The organism is Yersinia sp. IP36721 (genome assembly GCF_003634395.1).
In the GTDB taxonomy this organism is placed as follows: domain Bacteria; phylum Pseudomonadota; class Gammaproteobacteria; order Enterobacterales; family Enterobacteriaceae; genus Yersinia; species Yersinia entomophaga.
The window spans coordinates 80,937-97,840 of the sequence record NZ_QCZL01000012.1 but is presented as its reverse complement, the minus strand read 5'-3'; the positions used below and the strand labels follow the sequence as shown (position 1 = coordinate 97,840).

Sequence of the window (16,904 nt, the reverse complement as noted above, 5' to 3'; positions counted from 1 at the left end):
GAGACTGTCATGGAAAACCTGAATATGGATCTGCTGTACATGGCTGCCGCTGTGATGATGGGTTTAGCGGCAATCGGTGCTGCGATCGGTATCGGCATCCTGGGTGGTAAATTTTTGGAAGGCGCTGCACGTCAGCCTGACCTGATTCCTCTGCTGCGTACACAGTTCTTTATCGTCATGGGTCTGGTTGACGCCATCCCAATGATCGCTGTTGGTCTGGGTCTGTACGTGATGTTTGCTGTCGCGTAAGTAGAGATTTTCTCTACTGTGAAACTACACCAAACTATTAACTTTGAAAGAGGCATTGTGCTGTGAATCTTAACGCAACAATCCTCGGCCAGGCCATCGCGTTTGTCCTGTTTGTCATCTTTTGTATGAAGTACGTATGGCCGCCAATTATGGCTGCCATCGAGAAGCGTCAAAAAGAAATTGCTGACGGTCTCTCTTCTGCAGAGCGTGCCAAAAAAGATTTGGACTTAGCGCAAGCCAATGCGACCGACCAACTGAAGAAAGCGAAAGCAGAAGCTCAGGTGATCATCGAGCAGGCGTCTAAACGCAAAGCTCAGATCCTTGATGAAGCTAAAACTGAAGCTGAACAGGAACGTAACAAAATCGTGGCGCAAGCGCAGGCAGAGATCGACGCCGAACGTAAGCGCGCTCGTGAAGAGTTGCGTAAGCAAGTCGCGATGTTGGCAATAGCTGGCGCCGAGAAGATCATCGAACGTTCCGTGGATGAAGCTGCTAACAGCGACATCGTTGATAAACTGGTCGCTGAACTGTAAGGAGGGAGGGGCTGATGTCTGAATTTGTAACTGTAGCTCGCCCCTACGCCAAAGCAGCTTTTGACTTTGCTGTTGAGCACCAGGCGGTTGAACATTGGCAGGAAATGCTGGCGTTTACCGCTCAGGTAACGCGCAATGAACAGATTGCCGAATTGCTTTCAGGTGCAGTTGCACCTGAATCAATGTCGAAAACGTTTATTGCCGTTTGTGGTGATCAACTCGATGTGCCCGCACAGAACTTTATCCGAGTTATGGCGGAGAATGGCCGTTTACTGGTTCTTCCTGAGGTGCTGCAGCAGTTTATTCAACTGCGTGCCTCGTTAGAGTCTACCGTCGACGTTGAAGTGTCCTCTGCGAGTGCACTGAGTGACGAACAGCAGGCTAAGATTGCCGCTGCGATGGAAAAACGTCTGTCACGCAAAGTTAAGCTGAATTGCAAAATTGATAAGTCTGTAATGGCCGGCGTCGTAATACGCGCAGGCGATATGGTGATAGATGGCAGCGTTCGCGGTCGTCTTGAACGCCTGGCAGACGTCTTGCAGTCTTAAGGGGACTGGAGCATATGCAACTGAATTCCACCGAAATCAGCGAACTGATCAAGCAGCGCATTGCTCAGTTCAATGTGGTGAGCGAAGCTCACAATGAAGGTACTATTGTTTCCGTCAGCGACGGGATCATCCGCGTGCACGGTTTGGCTGAAGTTATGCAAGGCGAGATGATCGCATTGCCAGGCAACCGTTACGCTATCGCACTGAACCTGGAGCGAGACTCCGTTGGTGCAGTCGTTATGGGTCCGTACGCCGATCTTGCTGAAGGCATGAAGGTTAAATGTACTGGCCGTATCCTGGAAGTTCCTGTCGGTCGTGGCCTGTTGGGTCGCGTTGTCAATACTCTGGGTGAACCTATTGATGGTAAAGGTCCGGTAGAAAACGACGGCTTCTCAGCCGTTGAAGCTATTGCACCTGGCGTTATCGAACGTCAATCCGTTGATGAACCCGTTCAGACTGGTTATAAATCCGTTGATGCCATGATTCCAATTGGTCGTGGTCAGCGTGAATTGATCATCGGTGACCGTCAAACCGGTAAAACTGCTCTGGCGATTGATGCGATCATTAACCAGCGCGATTCCGGCATCAAATGTGTGTATGTTGCTATCGGCCAGAAAGCCTCTACTGTTGCAAACGTAGTGCGCAAACTGGAAGAACACGGCGCTTTGGCTAACACCATTGTGGTTGTTGCTACCGCGTCTGAATCTGCAGCATTGCAATACCTGGCACCTTACTCCGGTTGTGCCATGGGTGAATATTTCCGCGATCGCGGTGAAGATGCGCTGATTATTTATGATGACCTGTCCAAACAGGCCGTTGCATATCGTCAAATCTCCTTGCTGCTTCGTCGTCCACCAGGCCGTGAAGCTTATCCTGGCGACGTATTCTACCTCCACTCCCGTTTGCTGGAACGTGCTGCGCGTGTCAACGCGGACTACGTTGAAGCATTCACCAAGGGTGAAGTGAAAGGTAAAACCGGTTCTTTGACCGCTCTGCCGATCATCGAAACGCAAGCAGGTGACGTTTCCGCGTTCGTTCCGACCAACGTAATTTCGATTACCGATGGTCAGATCTTCCTGGAATCCAGCCTGTTTAACGCCGGTATTCGTCCTGCGGTAAACCCAGGTATCTCCGTATCTCGTGTGGGTGGTGCAGCGCAGACCAAGATCATGAAAAAACTGTCCGGTGGTATCCGTACCGCTCTGGCACAGTATCGTGAACTTGCCGCGTTCTCCCAGTTCGCATCCGATCTGGATGATGCAACACGTAAACAGCTGAGCCACGGTCAGAAAGTGACCGAGCTTCTGAAACAGAAACAGTATGCGCCGATGTCTGTCGCACAGCAGTCTCTGGTTCTGTTCGCAGCTGAACGTGGTTATCTGGGTGATATCGAGCTGGCGAAGGTGGGTAGCTTTGAAGCTGCGCTGTTAGCTTTTGCTGACCGTGAGCACGCTGAGCTTCTGCAACAAATCAACCAAACTGGCGCGTATAACGATGAGATCGAGGCCAAGCTGAAAGGCATCCTCGACACATTCAAGGCAACCCAGTCCTGGTAACGCTATTCGGTCCTGCTTTTCGTTAGGAAAGCAGGCCGTCTGGCAATGAGGAGAAGCAGAAATGGCCGGCGCAAAAGAGATACGTTCCAAGATCGCCAGCGTGCAAAACACGCAAAAGATCACCAAAGCCATGGAGATGGTCGCCGCCTCCAAAATGCGTAAATCGCAGGAACGCATGGCGGCCAGCCGTCCTTATGCAGAAACGATGCGCAGTGTGATTGGTCACCTCGCGTTAGGTAATCTGGAATACAAACACCCCTACCTGGACGAACGTGAAGTGAAACGCGTCGGGTATCTGGTGGTTTCTACAGACCGTGGTCTATGTGGTGGTTTGAACATTAACCTGTTCAAAAAACTGTTGGCTGAGATGAAAACTTGGTCCGAGAAAGGCGTTGAGTGCGATCTTGCCCTGATTGGTTCCAAAGCGGCATCTTTCTTCGGTTCCGTGGGCGGCAATATTGTTGCTCAGGTTACTGGCATGGGGGATAACCCTTCTCTGTCAGAACTGATCGGGCCGGTGAAAGTGATGCTACAAGCCTACGATGAAGGCCGCCTGGACAAACTGTATGTAGTAAATAACAAGTTTATCAACACAATGTCTCAGGAACCACGGATCATGCAGCTGTTACCTCTTCCGCCTGCGGAAGACGGCGAGCTGAAGAAGAAATCCTGGGATTACCTGTATGAACCCGATCCTAAAGCGTTGCTGGATACCCTCCTGCGTCGCTATGTGGAATCACAGGTTTATCAGGGCGTCGTTGAAAACCTGGCCAGCGAACAGGCCGCGCGAATGGTAGCGATGAAAGCCGCCACCGATAACGGCGGTAGCCTGATCAAAGAGCTGCAGTTGGTTTACAACAAGGCTCGTCAGGCCAGCATCACTCAGGAACTCACCGAGATCGTCGGGGGAGCCTCCGCGGTTTAACCAGGCTATTACCCCAAATAGTTCATATTGCGGGAAGGCGGCAACTGAGCGAGCCTCCGGGTGTTTACTTGAAGTAAGCAGCGGGAGTGAAAGAAGACAGCCAACGCGTCAGCAATGTGAAGTATGACGGGTAAATGTATTACGTAGAGGATTCAAGATGGCTACTGGAAAGATTATCCAGGTAATCGGCGCCGTAGTGGACGTCGAATTCCCCCAAGACGCTGTACCAAAAGTGTACAACGCCCTTGAGGTCGAAGGCACGGCTTCCAAGCTAGTGCTAGAAGTTCAGCAACAGCTGGGCGGCGGTGTTGTTCGTTGTATCGCAATGGGCTCTTCCGATGGTCTGAGCCGTGGGTTGAAAGTAATCAACCTGGAACACCCAATTGAAGTGCCAGTAGGTAAAGCTACTCTGGGCCGTATCATGAACGTATTGGGTGACCCAATCGACATGAAAGGTGCCATCGGTGAAGAAGAGCGTTGGGCAATCCACCGCGAAGCGCCTTCTTACGAAGAGCTTGCCAGCTCGCAGGATCTGTTGGAAACCGGTATCAAGGTAATGGATCTGATTTGTCCGTTCGCTAAGGGCGGTAAAGTCGGTCTGTTCGGTGGTGCGGGTGTAGGTAAAACAGTAAACATGATGGAGCTGATCCGTAACATCGCGATCGAGCACTCAGGTTATTCTGTCTTTGCCGGCGTGGGTGAACGTACTCGTGAGGGTAACGACTTCTACCATGAAATGACTGACTCCAACGTTCTGGACAAAGTATCACTGGTTTATGGCCAGATGAATGAGCCACCGGGTAACCGTCTGCGCGTAGCATTGACCGGCCTGACCATGGCGGAGAAATTCCGTGATGAAGGTCGTGACGTACTGCTGTTCATCGATAACATTTACCGTTATACCTTGGCCGGTACAGAAGTATCTGCACTGCTGGGTCGTATGCCATCTGCGGTAGGCTACCAGCCAACGCTGGCAGAAGAGATGGGCGTGTTGCAGGAACGTATTACTTCCACCAAGACGGGTTCAATCACCTCCGTACAGGCCGTTTACGTACCTGCGGATGACTTGACTGACCCATCACCAGCAACCACCTTTGCTCACTTGGATGCAACAGTGGTATTGAGCCGTCAAATCGCCTCTCTGGGTATCTACCCGGCGGTTGACCCGCTTGATTCCACCAGCCGTCAGCTTGATCCATTGGTTGTTGGTCAGGAACACTACGATGTAGCGCGTGGCGTGCAGTCTATTCTGCAACGTTACCAGGAGCTGAAAGATATCATCGCGATTCTGGGTATGGACGAGTTGTCAGAAGATGACAAACTGGTTGTATCCCGTGCGCGTAAAATCCAGCGCTTCCTGTCTCAACCGTTCTTCGTGGCAGAAGTCTTCACCGGTTCTCCGGGTAAATTCGTGTCGCTGAAAGATACCATCCGTGGTTTCAAAGGCATCATGAATGGCGACTATGACCACCTGCCGGAGCAGGCGTTCTACATGGTTGGCACCATTGAAGAAGCAGTGGAAAAAGCCAAGAAACTGTAACGCTGTTGACTGGAGGGTGACATGGCTGCAATGACTTACCATCTGGACGTTGTGAGCGCCGAGAAGAAAATGTTCTCAGGCGTAGTGCAAAAGATTCAGGTGACGGGTAGTGAAGGTGAGCTGGGTATTTTCCCTGGCCATGCCCCGCTGCTCACTGCCATTAAGCCTGGCATGATACGTATTGTTAAACAGTTCGGTGAGGAAGAGTTTATCTATCTTTCTGGCGGCATCCTTGAGGTGCAACCGAGCGTTGTGATCGTATTGGCTGACACTGCTATTCGCGGAACCGATCTGGACGAAGCTAAGGCGCTGGAATCTAAGCGCAAAGCCGAAGCCCATATCAACAATTCCCACGGTGATGTCGACTATGCTCAGGCATCCGCTGAACTGGCGAAGGCGATTGCGAAATTACGCGTAATCGAACTGACCCGTAAAGCGATGTAACTTTATCGAGTCAGGTTGCCTAAAGCGGCCTGACTGATAGAGTAATAAGGTGCCAGTTAGCGCAAGCTGACTGGCATTTTTCTTTTCTGCGAATCCCATGATTCTCTTTATTCTTCGATCTCGCCTCTCGGTTTTTCCTATTCAATCGGTCATTTCATTGTGTTTTTAAGATTGTTAAACCTTACTTAATAAGGTGCGATCCGTATAACTATTATCGGATATATAAAGTCGGTAATGATGTTTCAATGCAAAAGCATCGTTAGCCTTTGGGGGGATGTCTTATTTCGGCGAGAGTTGATTATGAGGAAGGCGTTTTCTTTCTGAATTATCTTGTTTCTTGCCGTAAAATAAGTGTTTTATTGCGCGATAGAGTTAGGTTTTCTCAGCCGATAAAAGTGGTAAAACGTCGTCGATCGCAGACAGTATCTCTCGCTTTTTTTTGGATTTTCGCTAAGTGAAACAATCCTTTAACGGTGTGGGTTTGCGGCGTTTTTCGCTGAGAAATATGTAGTAATTTTATCGGTAAACGGGTTTACTTCCGTCAATTCAATTGGAGTTATCAGGTTGCTTATGTCTAACAGCACAATGAGCGTAGTTATTCTTGCCGCAGGCAAGGGAACGCGCATGTATTCCGACCTTCCCAAGGTATTACATCCATTGGCCGGCAAGCCTATGGTTCAGCATGTTATTGATGCTGCGATGAAGCTGGGTTCCAGCAATGTTCATCTGGTTTATGGTCACGGTGGCGATTTACTGAAAAAGACGCTGAGCGATCCGGCATTAAACTGGGTGTTACAGGCTGAGCAACTGGGTACGGGCCATGCGATGCAGCAGGCTGCGCCTCATTTCTCTGATGATGAAGATATTTTGATGCTGTATGGCGATGTACCACTGATCTCTGTGGATACCTTGCAGCGTTTGGTTGCGGCTAAACCAGAAGGCGGTATCGGGCTACTGACGGTTAAGTTGGACGATCCAACCGGTTATGGCCGTATCGTGCGTGAAAACGGCGAAGTGGTCGGTATCGTTGAGCATAAAGATGCCAGCGAAGCCCAGCGTGATATTAACGAAGTTAACACGGGTATTCTGGTGGCTAACGGGCGCGATCTGAAGCGCTGGTTGTCTATGCTGGATAACAACAACGCGCAGGGTGAGTTTTACATCACCGATATTATCGCTCTGGCACATGCTGACGGTAAAAAGATTGAAGCCGTACATCCTTCCCGCCTAAGTGAAGTTGAAGGCGTTAATAACCGTCTGCAATTGGCTGCTTTGGAACGTGATTTCCAGTCTGAACAAGCGGAAAAACTGCTGCTGGCGGGCGTAATGCTGTTAGATCCTGCTCGCTTTGATCTGCGCGGTGAGTTAACTCATGGCCGTGATATCACCATCGACACCAACGTTATCATCGAAGGCAAAGTGACGTTAGGCAATCGGGTTCGCATCGGCAGCGGCTGTGTGTTGAAAAATTGCGTGATTGGCGATGATTGCGAAATCAGTCCTTACAGCGTGCTGGAAGATGCTCGTTTGGATAACGCCTGTACCGTTGGGCCGTTTGCCCGTCTTCGTCCTGGCGCTGAGCTGGCTGAGGGGGCTCACGTGGGCAACTTCGTCGAACTGAAGAAAACGCGTTTGGGTAAAGGCTCTAAAGCTGGCCACCTGTCTTATTTAGGCGATGCTGAAATCGGCGCAGATGTGAATATCGGCGCAGGAACCATCACCTGCAACTATGATGGTAAGAACAAGTTTAAAACCATTATTGGCGATGATGTCTTCGTTGGTTCTGATACCCAACTGGTAGCCCCTGTTACCGTCGAAAAAGGTGCCACTATCGGCGCTGGTACTACTGTCACCCGTAACGTGGCTGAAAATGAGCTGGTATTGAGCCGCGTTAAGCAGGTCAATATCCAAGGCTGGAAGCGTCCGGTCAAAAAAAGCTGATTCATATCCTTTCATGGTGTCATGCCATGAAAGGAATGTTTTGCTCGATTTTTTTAGCGACTAACGGCTGAGAATATCGAGCAAAACATAATAATCCCCAAACTCTACAGGCTCGGGGAACCCGGAAAATCCGGAAAATCAGGTCACTGGCATCGAATGGGTTCTTTTCAAAGAACCTTAAATAGGAATTAAACTGATGTGTGGAATTGTTGGCGCAGTAGCGCAACGTGATATTGCTGAGATTCTGATCGAAGGCTTGCGCCGTTTGGAATACCGTGGCTATGACTCTGCCGGTCTGTCGGTAGTTGATGCCAAAGGTAATATGACCCGTTTGCGTCGCGTGGGGAAAGTTCAGGCTTTGTCCGATGCGGCAGAAAGCACGGAACTGCACGGTGGCACAGGTATTGCACACACGCGTTGGGCGACTCACGGCGAACCTTCAGAATCGAATGCTCACCCGCATGTTTCTGAATATATATCCGTCGTTCATAACGGCATTATCGAAAACCACGAACCATTACGTGAATTGCTGATTAGCCGCGGCTATAAGTTCAATTCTGAGACCGATACCGAAGTTATTGCTCATCTGGTGCACTGGGAGCAGCAACAGGGCGGTTCTTTGCTGGATGTGGTGAAACGCGTTATTCCTCAGCTGCGTGGTGCCTACGGTACCGTAGTGATGGATAGCCGTGACCCAAGTACGCTGGTAGCAGCGCGATCCGGTAGCCCGCTGGTGATCGGCTGTGGCGTAGGCGAAAACTTTATCGCCTCTGACCAGCTGGCCTTGCTGCCGGTAACTCGTCGCTTTATCTTCCTGGAAGAAGGTGATGTGGTTGAAGTGACTCGCCGCAGCGTGAAAATCTTCGATAAAAGCGGTAACGCCGTCGAACGTGCGGAAATTGAATCTCAGGTTCAATATGATGCAGGCGACAAAGGTGTTTATCGCCATTACATGCAGAAAGAAATCTACGAACAGCCGATGGCGATTAAAAACACGCTGGAAGGCCGTTTGAACCACGGTTTGATCGATCTGTCTGAACTTGGCCCGAACGCAGATAAGCTGCTCTCTGATGTCCAGCATATCCAAATTATCGCTTGTGGCACTTCTTACAACTCAGGCATGGTTTCTCGCTATTGGTTCGAAGCCTTGGCTGGTGTGCCTTGCGACGTGGAAATTGCCTCTGAATTCCGTTACCGCAAATCAGCGGTTCGTCCAAACAGTCTGTTGATTACGCTTTCTCAGTCTGGTGAAACGGCGGATACGCTGGCAGCCCTGCGTTTGTCTAAAGAACTGGGCTATCTGGGTTCTTTGGCTATTTGTAACGTAGCAGGCTCTTCGTTGGTTCGTGAATCTGATTTGGCACTCATGACCAAAGCTGGGACTGAAATCGGCGTAGCTTCGACCAAAGCTTTTACCACTCAGTTGACCGTTTTGCTGATGCTGGTGGCTAAAATTGGCCGCCTGAAGGGTAAACCGGAAAGCCTGGAACACGATGTGGTTCATGCGTTACAGGCTCTGCCTGCGCGTATTGAGCAGATGCTGTCTCTGGATAAAACTATCGAAGCGCTGGCGGAAGGTTTCTCTGATAAGCATCATGCTCTGTTCCTGGGACGTGGCGATCAATACCCGATTGCAATGGAAGGCGCGTTGAAGCTGAAAGAAATCTCCTATATTCATGCGGAAGCTTACGCAGCTGGTGAATTGAAACACGGCCCTCTGGCGCTGATTGATGCTGATATGCCGGTTATTGTGGTTGCGCCAAACAACGATCTGTTGGAAAAACTGAAATCTAACATCGAAGAAGTACGTGCTCGCGGCGGTTTGCTGTACGTCTTTGCCGATCAGGACGCGGGTTTCACCGACAGTGAAGGGATGAAAATTATCCAACTGCCACACGTAGAAGACATTATTGCTCCAATCTTCTATACCGTGCCGCTACAGCTGCTGTCTTACCACGTTGCTCTGATCAAGGGCACTGATGTGGATCAGCCGCGTAACCTGGCAAAATCGGTTACCGTTGAGTAATTTCGGGCTATAAATCTAATGAATATGCTGTTCAGCGAGATCTCGATCTGCTGAACAGCATTTTTTTACCCAACTTATTATCTACTAATGAAAATTCATTGCGTATCGCTTCGTTGATTATCAAAAAAATTTTTAGCCTCTAAGAGCTGACTGTAAATATCGCTATATCTTATTTATATATTAATTTTTGCTTTTAATATATGTATTTTATTATTTTTAACAATCTGTATAAAGTGTTATTTATTACTTGATGCAGGGGTTTTATTAGGTGTTGGGGGGGCGTATTCCTGGTGGCGTTCTGATGAAAATAATATCATCAGCAATTTCCGCCAATTCGTCTATGTATTTCTCAATATTATTTAATTCATTTATTGGTAACGAGTTGCTGTATTTTTGTTTATCATAAAATGGCTTTTGATATATATTGTCACTATAGTTATCAAATGGTTTTGAATATGTACCTTTTTCGGTATTTGTTATTACTGCTTTCATTGATTTGTAGATGGATTCTGGTGAACTATTAACGTCATGATACATTGATTCGTAGGTAGGTTCTGCTGGGCCATTAACATCATCATTTATTGATTCGTAGATAGGTTCTGCTGGGCCATTAACATCATCATTTATTGATTCGTAGATAGGTTCTGCTGGGCCATTAATATCATCACTTATTGATTCATAGATATGTTCTTGTGAAGCATATAATTCATTATTTATTGGTACGTATGATGATTTTCCAACGCTATAAATACTATTATTTATTATGTTTTCTTCTACTTTTGCTGTATTTATTTTCTTCAGTAATGCATTTATTCCTTTGCTTTTTTTATTAACCAACTTTGAATTCTGTTCAGTGAGTATTTTATTTAAATTATTTAAATCATTGATTGCGTTTGTTTTACACCCTTGACTACAGCTAAGAGGTGAGTTTTTTATTTCTTTCATTAAGTTATATAACTTTTTGGCACTTTGGGATGTTACCTTTTTCTGGTCCACTGCAGTGCTATGAATGGTTCTAATTTCATGTTGTACTCTTTCCATAGATATACTCATGGTTTTATCCTCTAATATTCTGAATTTTAGGCGTTGACTATACTATGAGAGTATCTGGTCACATTCTGTAATAAATAGCGTTTTATCGGTTAGTTAAATAGTGTTTGTCATCGTCGATTTCTAAATCACGCTTTGTGCTTTTGTTCATTTCTGGCTGGTAGGCAAAATGTCTTGATGAAACCTATGACTGTCGGTGGTTTTGCCGCTGCTTTTCTGATTTGTCATAAAACTGTCATATTTCATACATTTTTCTGTCACTAAACTGTCCTATTTTCCCTCCTGCACCATACTTAATCTGATGAAAACAATTTTGAGTTTGATACCTATATCCCATTAGGAGGGATTATGAGACTGATGCGTACCACCGTAGCCAGCATTGTGGCAGCGACTTTATCTATGACAACTGTGTCCGCGTTCGCTGCTGCAAGCCTGACGGGTGCAGGTGCGACATTCCCCGCGCCGGTGTATGCCAAGTGGGCAGATTCTTATCAGAAAGAAACAGGTAACAAAGTGAACTATCAGGGGATTGGTTCTTCGGGTGGCGTAAAGCAAATCATCGCCAATACCGTTGATTTCGGTGCCTCTGATGCGCCGCTGTCTGACGACAAGCTAGCGGCAGACGGTTTGTTCCAGTTCCCTACCGTTATTGGTGGTGTGGTGCTGGCAGTCAACCTGCCGGGCGTGAAATCCGGTGAATTGACGTTAGACGGCAAAACGCTGGGCGATATTTATCTGGGCAATGTGAAAAAGTGGAATGACCCAGCTATTGTTAAATTGAACCCAGGCGTAAAACTGCCGGATCAAAATATTGCAGTGGTTCGTCGTGCCGATGGTTCAGGTACTTCATTCGTTTTCACCAGCTATCTGGCTAAAGTGAATGCGGAATGGAAAGAAAAAATCGGTGCTGGCTCTACGGTTAACTGGCCAACCGGTTTAGGCGGTAAAGGTAACGACGGCATTGCTGCTTTCGTTCAGCGTTTACCGGGTTCTATTGGTTATGTGGAATACGCTTACGCCAAACAGAACAATCTGGCTTACACCAAACTCATTGGTGCTGATGGTAAAGCCGTTAGCCCAACGGAAGAAAACTTCAGTGCAGCGGCGAAAGGCGTTGATTGGAGCAAAACATTCGCTCAGGACCTGACTAACCAGAATGCTGAAGGCGCGTGGCCAATTACTTCTACTACCTTCATTTTGTTACACAAAAACCAGAAAAATGCTGAAAAAGGCACTGAAGTCCTGAAATTCTTCGACTGGGCTTACACCCACGGCGCAAAACAGGCCAGCGAACTGGATTATGCAACCTTGCCAGCCGAAGTGGTTGAGCAGGTACGTGCAGCCTGGAAAACGCAGATAAAAGACAGTTCAGGCAAAGCATTGTTCTAAGCTCGATAGAAACGAATAAAGCAGTAAAAAACTGTAATTGGTTCCATTAATTGTCCCTCCCCGTGTGGGGAGGGAAATAACACCCGGATGAGAAGAGAGTCTATGGCTGGTTATAAGCCGACTATCAAAGCACCGAGCAAGCACGGTGACATCATATTTGGCGCGCTGGTAAAACTGGCTGCGTTAATAACCCTATTCCTGCTGGGCGGGATCATTATTTCCCTCATTGTTGCCTCCTGGCCGAGTATCGAAAAATTCGGTTTTGCCTTTCTGTGGACCAAAGAGTGGGACGCTCCGGCCGAGCAATTCGGGGCGCTGGTACCGATTTACGGTACGGTGGTCACTTCGTTAATTGCGTTAATTATTGCCGTTCCCGTTAGTTTTGGTATTGCGTTATTCCTGACAGAGTTGGCACCAAACTGGCTGAAACGCCCGCTGGGCGTCGCTATTGAGCTGCTGGCGGCTATCCCAAGTATCGTTTACGGCATGTGGGGCCTGTTTGTCTTTGCGCCGCTGTTTGCCAAGTATTTTCAGGAACCTGTCGGTAATGTCCTTTCAGGTATTCCGATCGTTGGCGTGCTGTTCTCTGGCCCGGCGTTCGGCATCGGCATTTTGGCTGCCGGTGTGATATTGGCCATTATGATTATTCCTTACATTGCTTCCGTTATGCGTGATGTCTTTGAACAAACGCCGGTGATGATGAAAGAGTCTGCCTACGGCATTGGCTGCACCACTTGGGAAGTGATTTGGCGTATTGTGCTGCCCTTCACCAAGAATGGGGTGATCGGCGGCGTTATGTTGGGGCTGGGGCGCGCGCTGGGGGAAACCATGGCAGTGACCTTTATCATCGGTAATACCTACCAACTCGACAGCTTCTCACTGTTTATGCCGGGCAACAGTATTACCTCTGCGCTGGCCAATGAGTTTGCCGAAGCTGAATCTGGCCTGCATACCGCAGCCTTGATGGAGCTAGGGTTAATCCTGTTCGTCATCACCTTTATTGTTCTGGCATTGTCGAAGCTGATGATTCTGCGTCTGGCTAAGAAAGAGGGGCGCTAATATGACCACTATGGATATGCAAACTAACGCAGCCTTGCTGGAAACTCGTCGCAAGAAACAGGCGTGGCGCCGTCAAAAGAACCGCCTCGCGCTGATTTTATCCCTGGCGACCATGGCTTTTGGCCTGTTCTGGCTGGTGTGGATTCTATTTTCCACAATTACCAAAGGCGTAGACGGTATGTCTTTGGCGCTGTTTACCGAAATGACGCCGCCGCCGAATACCGCTGGTGGTGGGCTGGCTAACGCCATTGCCGGTAGTGGACTCCTGATTCTATGGGCCACGGTTATCGGTACTCCGCTGGGCATTATGGCCGGTATCTATCTGGCTGAATATGGGCGCAAATCGTGGTTGGCGGAGATCATTCGTTTTATCAATGACATTTTGCTATCTGCGCCGTCGATTGTGGTTGGTCTGTTCGTTTACACCATTGTGGTGGCGAGAATGGAGCACTTTTCCGGCTGGGCAGGGGTTATTGCGCTGGCGCTGTTACAGGTGCCTATTGTGATACGAACCACGGAAAACATGCTGAAGCTAGTACCGGATAGCCTACGTGAAGCGGCCTACGCCTTGGGAACACCTAAATGGCGCATGATTTCTGCAATTACATTGAAGGCGTCAATCTCCGGCATCCTTACCGGCGTACTGTTGGCTATAGCCCGTATCGCCGGCGAAACGGCACCGCTGCTGTTCACTTCGCTCTCCAATCAGTTCTGGAGTACCGATATGAGCCAGCCGATAGCCAACTTACCGGTTACCATATTTAAGTTTGCCATGAGTCCTTTTGCCGAATGGCAACAGTTGGCCTGGGCCGGTGTGCTGCTGATTACCCTGTGCGTTCTGCTATTGAATATTCTGGCGCGGGTTATTTTCGCGAAGAAAAAATACTGATACGTCACCCAAATTCAAAAGCGTAGCTTAGGCTGCGTTAGCTAAAAGAGAGAAGTCTTGATGAGTATGGCTACTGAGACCACCAACAGCAAAATTCAGGTTCGCGATTTGAACTTCTATTACGGTAAATTCCATGCGTTGAAGAATATTTCGTTGGATATTGCTAAAAATCAGGTCACGGCTTTTATCGGCCCATCAGGCTGCGGCAAATCAACCTTGCTGCGCACCTTTAACAAGATGTATCAGCTGTATCCGGATCAGCGTGCAGAAGGTGACATTCTGCTGGATGGCGAAAATATCCTGACGGATAAGCAAGATATCGCTCTGCTGCGCGCCAAGGTCGGTATGGTATTTCAGAAACCGACGCCGTTCCCGATGTCGATTTACGATAACATCGCTTTTGGCGTGAAACTGTTTGAAAATCTGTCCCGCGCCGATATGGATGAGCGGGTGCAGTGGGCGCTGACCAAAGCGGCGCTGTGGAATGAAACCAAAGATAAGCTGCATCAGAGCGGTTACAGTCTGTCCGGCGGCCAGCAGCAGCGTCTTTGCATCGCGCGCGGTATCGCTATTCGCCCTGATGTATTACTGCTGGATGAGCCTTGCTCGGCGCTAGATCCTATCTCTACCGGGCGTATTGAGGAGCTGATCAGCGAGCTGAAGTCTGACTATACCGTGGTGATTGTGACCCATAATATGCAGCAGGCGGCGCGTTGCTCAGACCATACGGCATTTATGTATCTGGGTGAGCTTATTGAGTTCAGTGATACAGACACCCTGTTTACTGCGCCACAGATGAAGCAGACGGAAGATTACATCACCGGCCGCTATGGTTGATTGCCTGACTGATTAGGCTATTACACTGACCCTGCGGGTTAATTTGGTCGAAGATTGACTTTCGGCCAGAGCGCCCGCAACGGGATCGCGTTCATTACGCCTATTGGGATAGGCTTATACGTACGGGAAGTATTATGGATAACCTGAATCTGAATAAACATATCTCTGGCCAGTTCAACGCTGAGTTGGAGCATATCCGTACCCAGGTGTTAACCATGGGCGGCATGGTCGAGCAGCAATTGACCGATGCTATCACCGCGATGCATAACCAGGATGGTGAACTGGCAAAGCGAGTGATTGAAGGCGATAAAAAGGTCAATATGATGGAAGTGGCGATTGATGAAGCCTGCGTGCGCATCATCGCTAAACGTCAGCCTACCGCCAGCGATTTACGTTTAGTTATGGCGATCATCAAAACTATTTCCGAACTGGAACGAATTGGCGACGTAGCGGACAAAATTTGCCGCACGGCGTTGGAGAAATTCTCCCACCAGCATCAGCCGCTGTTGGTTAGCCTGGAATCTCTGGGGCGCCACACGGTGCAAATGCTACATGACGTACTGGATGCCTTTGCGCGTATGGATCTGGACGAAGCCATCCGAATTTATCGTGAAGATCGAAAGGTAGATCAGGAATACGAAGGCATCGTTCGTCAGCTAATGACCTATATGATGGAAGATTCTCGCACTATTCCCAGCGTGCTAACCGCTCTGTTCTGCGCTCGTTCCATTGAGCGTATTGGCGATCGCTGCCAGAATATCTGTGAGTTTATTTTTTACTTCGTCAAAGGTCATGATTTCCGTCATTTGGGCGGGGACGATCTGGAAAAATTGCTTTCCGAAGGTAAAAAGTAACGCTATCGGCCCGGTTCTCCGGGCTTTTTATTGCCCCAAACGCTGACTCCCCGCCCAATATACTCAAAATTCCTCGTTTGGTTAAAATGGTTATAAATATAGCGTTTTATATTATTTCCTGACCTAAGAACAAATTGATAGCTTATAGCCAATGCAGCACATCAATCACTTAGGAGCTATCCATGAAACACCAGGCGATCACATTAACGCTGTTGGCCAGTTTGGCTACGCTTTCCGGCATGGCTCACGCCGATAAACTGGATGATATTAAACAGGCTGGTGTGGTGCGAATTGCGGTTTTTGATAGCAATCCTCCGTTTGGCTATATCGATGAGCAAAGTAAAAAGCTGGTGGGCTACGATGTGGATGTGGCGAATGCGATAGCGAAAGATTTAGGCGTAAAGCTAGAGCTAAAGGCAACAAACCCAGCTAACCGCATTCCGCTATTAGCATCGAAAAAAGTTGATTTGATCGCTGCCAACTTCACCATTACCGATGAACGTGCTAAGCAAGTGAACTTTAGCCTGCCTTATTTTGCCACGGGACAGAAATTCATAGCCCGCAAAGGGGTACTAAAAACGCCGGAAGACATCGGAAAACTGCGTATCGGCGCGGATAAAGGTACGGTACAAGAAATTACCCTGCGGGAGCGTTATCCCACAGCTAAAGTGATTTCCTACGATGATACGCCGCTGGCTTTCACCGCTTTGCGTAATGGTAACGTTCAGGCTATTACTCAGGATGATGCCAAATTAGTTGGGTTATTGGGTAACGTCCCCGCCGCGCAAAAAGCTGATTTTGAAATATCTCCGTTCAGTATTACCAAAGAATACCAAGGCATCGGGATTCCTAAAGGTGAGGATCGTCTGACTGCAGTGGTAAATCAAACGTTGGAAAAACTGGAGAAAGACGGTGACGCGGTGAAGATTTATAACCACTGGTTCGGGCCGGAAACCAAATCTGCCCAGCCGCGCGGTGATTTTAAGTTTGCACCTTTGGATCAACAGCCTAAAGCCTGATTTTTTGCGATGATGCACTGAGCCTGGATGCCCCGTATTGATAGC

General features: G+C 48.4%; 16 protein-coding genes. 15 read left to right on the top strand and 1 reads right to left on the bottom strand.

Annotated features, from left to right (window positions below; translation table 11 throughout):
* Nucleotides 1-9 precede the first annotated feature (9 nt).
* The 9 genes from atpE to glmS all read left to right on the top strand — a co-directional run bounded on the left by atpE (nt 10) and on the right by glmS (nt 9,762).
* Nucleotides 10-249 (top strand): F0F1 ATP synthase subunit C, encoded by a 240-nt coding sequence (gene atpE / locus DBA33_RS11835; protein WP_000429386.1) that lies wholly within the window; start codon nt 10-12, stop codon nt 247-249.
* Nucleotides 250-311: 62 nt separating this feature from the next.
* Nucleotides 312-782: a F0F1 ATP synthase subunit B gene (gene atpF, locus DBA33_RS11830; protein WP_049597435.1), complete on the top strand. Its 471-nt coding sequence runs from the start codon at nt 312-314 to the stop codon at nt 780-782.
* 14 nt (nt 783-796) lie between these two features.
* A complete protein-coding gene (gene atpH / locus DBA33_RS11825; RefSeq protein ID WP_064515986.1) occupies nt 797-1,330 on the top strand; it encodes a F0F1 ATP synthase subunit delta in 534 nt (177 codons plus the stop codon).
* 14 nt (nt 1,331-1,344) lie between these two features.
* Complete coding sequence (gene atpA, locus DBA33_RS11820; protein WP_004393033.1) at nt 1,345-2,886, top strand: F0F1 ATP synthase subunit alpha; 1,542 nt, start codon at nt 1,345-1,347, stop codon at nt 2,884-2,886.
* Between the two features lie 61 nt (nt 2,887-2,947).
* A complete protein-coding gene (gene atpG / locus DBA33_RS11815) occupies nt 2,948-3,811 on the top strand; it encodes a F0F1 ATP synthase subunit gamma (RefSeq protein ID WP_120806537.1) in 864 nt (287 codons plus the stop codon).
* A 157-nt stretch (nt 3,812-3,968) separates the two neighbouring features.
* On the top strand, nt 3,969-5,351 hold the full coding sequence (gene atpD, locus DBA33_RS11810) for a F0F1 ATP synthase subunit beta (RefSeq protein WP_049597432.1): 1,383 nt from the start codon (nt 3,969-3,971) through the stop codon (nt 5,349-5,351).
* Nucleotides 5,352-5,372: 21 nt separating this feature from the next.
* Nucleotides 5,373-5,795, top strand: a complete 423-nt coding sequence (locus DBA33_RS11805) for a F0F1 ATP synthase subunit epsilon (protein WP_038242203.1) — start codon at nt 5,373-5,375, stop codon at nt 5,793-5,795.
* 570 nt (nt 5,796-6,365) lie between these two features.
* On the top strand, nt 6,366-7,736 hold the full coding sequence (gene glmU, locus DBA33_RS11800) for a bifunctional UDP-N-acetylglucosamine diphosphorylase/glucosamine-1-phosphate N-acetyltransferase GlmU (RefSeq protein WP_064515984.1): 1,371 nt from the start codon (nt 6,366-6,368) through the stop codon (nt 7,734-7,736).
* A 196-nt stretch (nt 7,737-7,932) separates the two neighbouring features.
* A complete protein-coding gene (gene glmS / locus DBA33_RS11795) occupies nt 7,933-9,762 on the top strand; it encodes a glutamine--fructose-6-phosphate transaminase (isomerizing) (protein ID WP_064515982.1) in 1,830 nt (609 codons plus the stop codon).
* 264 nt (nt 9,763-10,026) lie between these two features.
* Here the strand turns inward: glmS and DBA33_RS11790 are convergent, their stop codons facing one another.
* Complete coding sequence (locus DBA33_RS11790; protein WP_120806536.1) at nt 10,027-10,815, bottom strand: hypothetical protein; 789 nt, start codon at nt 10,813-10,815, stop codon at nt 10,027-10,029.
* Between the two features lie 345 nt (nt 10,816-11,160).
* On the opposite strand from DBA33_RS11790, the gene pstS reads away from it, so the two are divergent.
* The 6 genes from pstS (at nt 11,161) to DBA33_RS11760 (ending at nt 16,859) form a co-directional block, all read left to right on the top strand.
* Nucleotides 11,161-12,201, top strand: a complete 1,041-nt coding sequence (gene pstS / locus DBA33_RS11785; protein WP_064515978.1) for a phosphate ABC transporter substrate-binding protein PstS — start codon at nt 11,161-11,163, stop codon at nt 12,199-12,201.
* A 102-nt stretch (nt 12,202-12,303) separates the two neighbouring features.
* Nucleotides 12,304-13,260: a phosphate ABC transporter permease PstC gene (pstC, locus tag DBA33_RS11780; protein WP_049597427.1), complete on the top strand. Its 957-nt coding sequence runs from the start codon at nt 12,304-12,306 to the stop codon at nt 13,258-13,260.
* Between the two features lies 1 nt (nt 13,261).
* On the top strand, nt 13,262-14,149 hold the full coding sequence (pstA, locus tag DBA33_RS11775) for a phosphate ABC transporter permease PstA (RefSeq protein WP_049597426.1): 888 nt from the start codon (nt 13,262-13,264) through the stop codon (nt 14,147-14,149).
* 60 nt (nt 14,150-14,209) lie between these two features.
* The gene (gene pstB, locus DBA33_RS11770; RefSeq protein ID WP_064515974.1) at nt 14,210-14,986 is read left to right on the top strand and encodes a phosphate ABC transporter ATP-binding protein PstB; all 777 of its coding nucleotides are present in this window, start codon (nt 14,210-14,212) and stop codon (nt 14,984-14,986) included.
* A 134-nt stretch (nt 14,987-15,120) separates the two neighbouring features.
* Complete coding sequence (phoU, locus tag DBA33_RS11765) at nt 15,121-15,840, top strand: phosphate signaling complex protein PhoU (RefSeq protein ID WP_049597424.1); 720 nt, start codon at nt 15,121-15,123, stop codon at nt 15,838-15,840.
* Nucleotides 15,841-16,022: 182 nt separating this feature from the next.
* Nucleotides 16,023-16,859: an ABC transporter substrate-binding protein gene (locus tag DBA33_RS11760; protein WP_064515973.1), complete on the top strand. Its 837-nt coding sequence runs from the start codon at nt 16,023-16,025 to the stop codon at nt 16,857-16,859.
* The last annotated feature ends 45 nt before the right edge of the window (nt 16,860-16,904 follow it).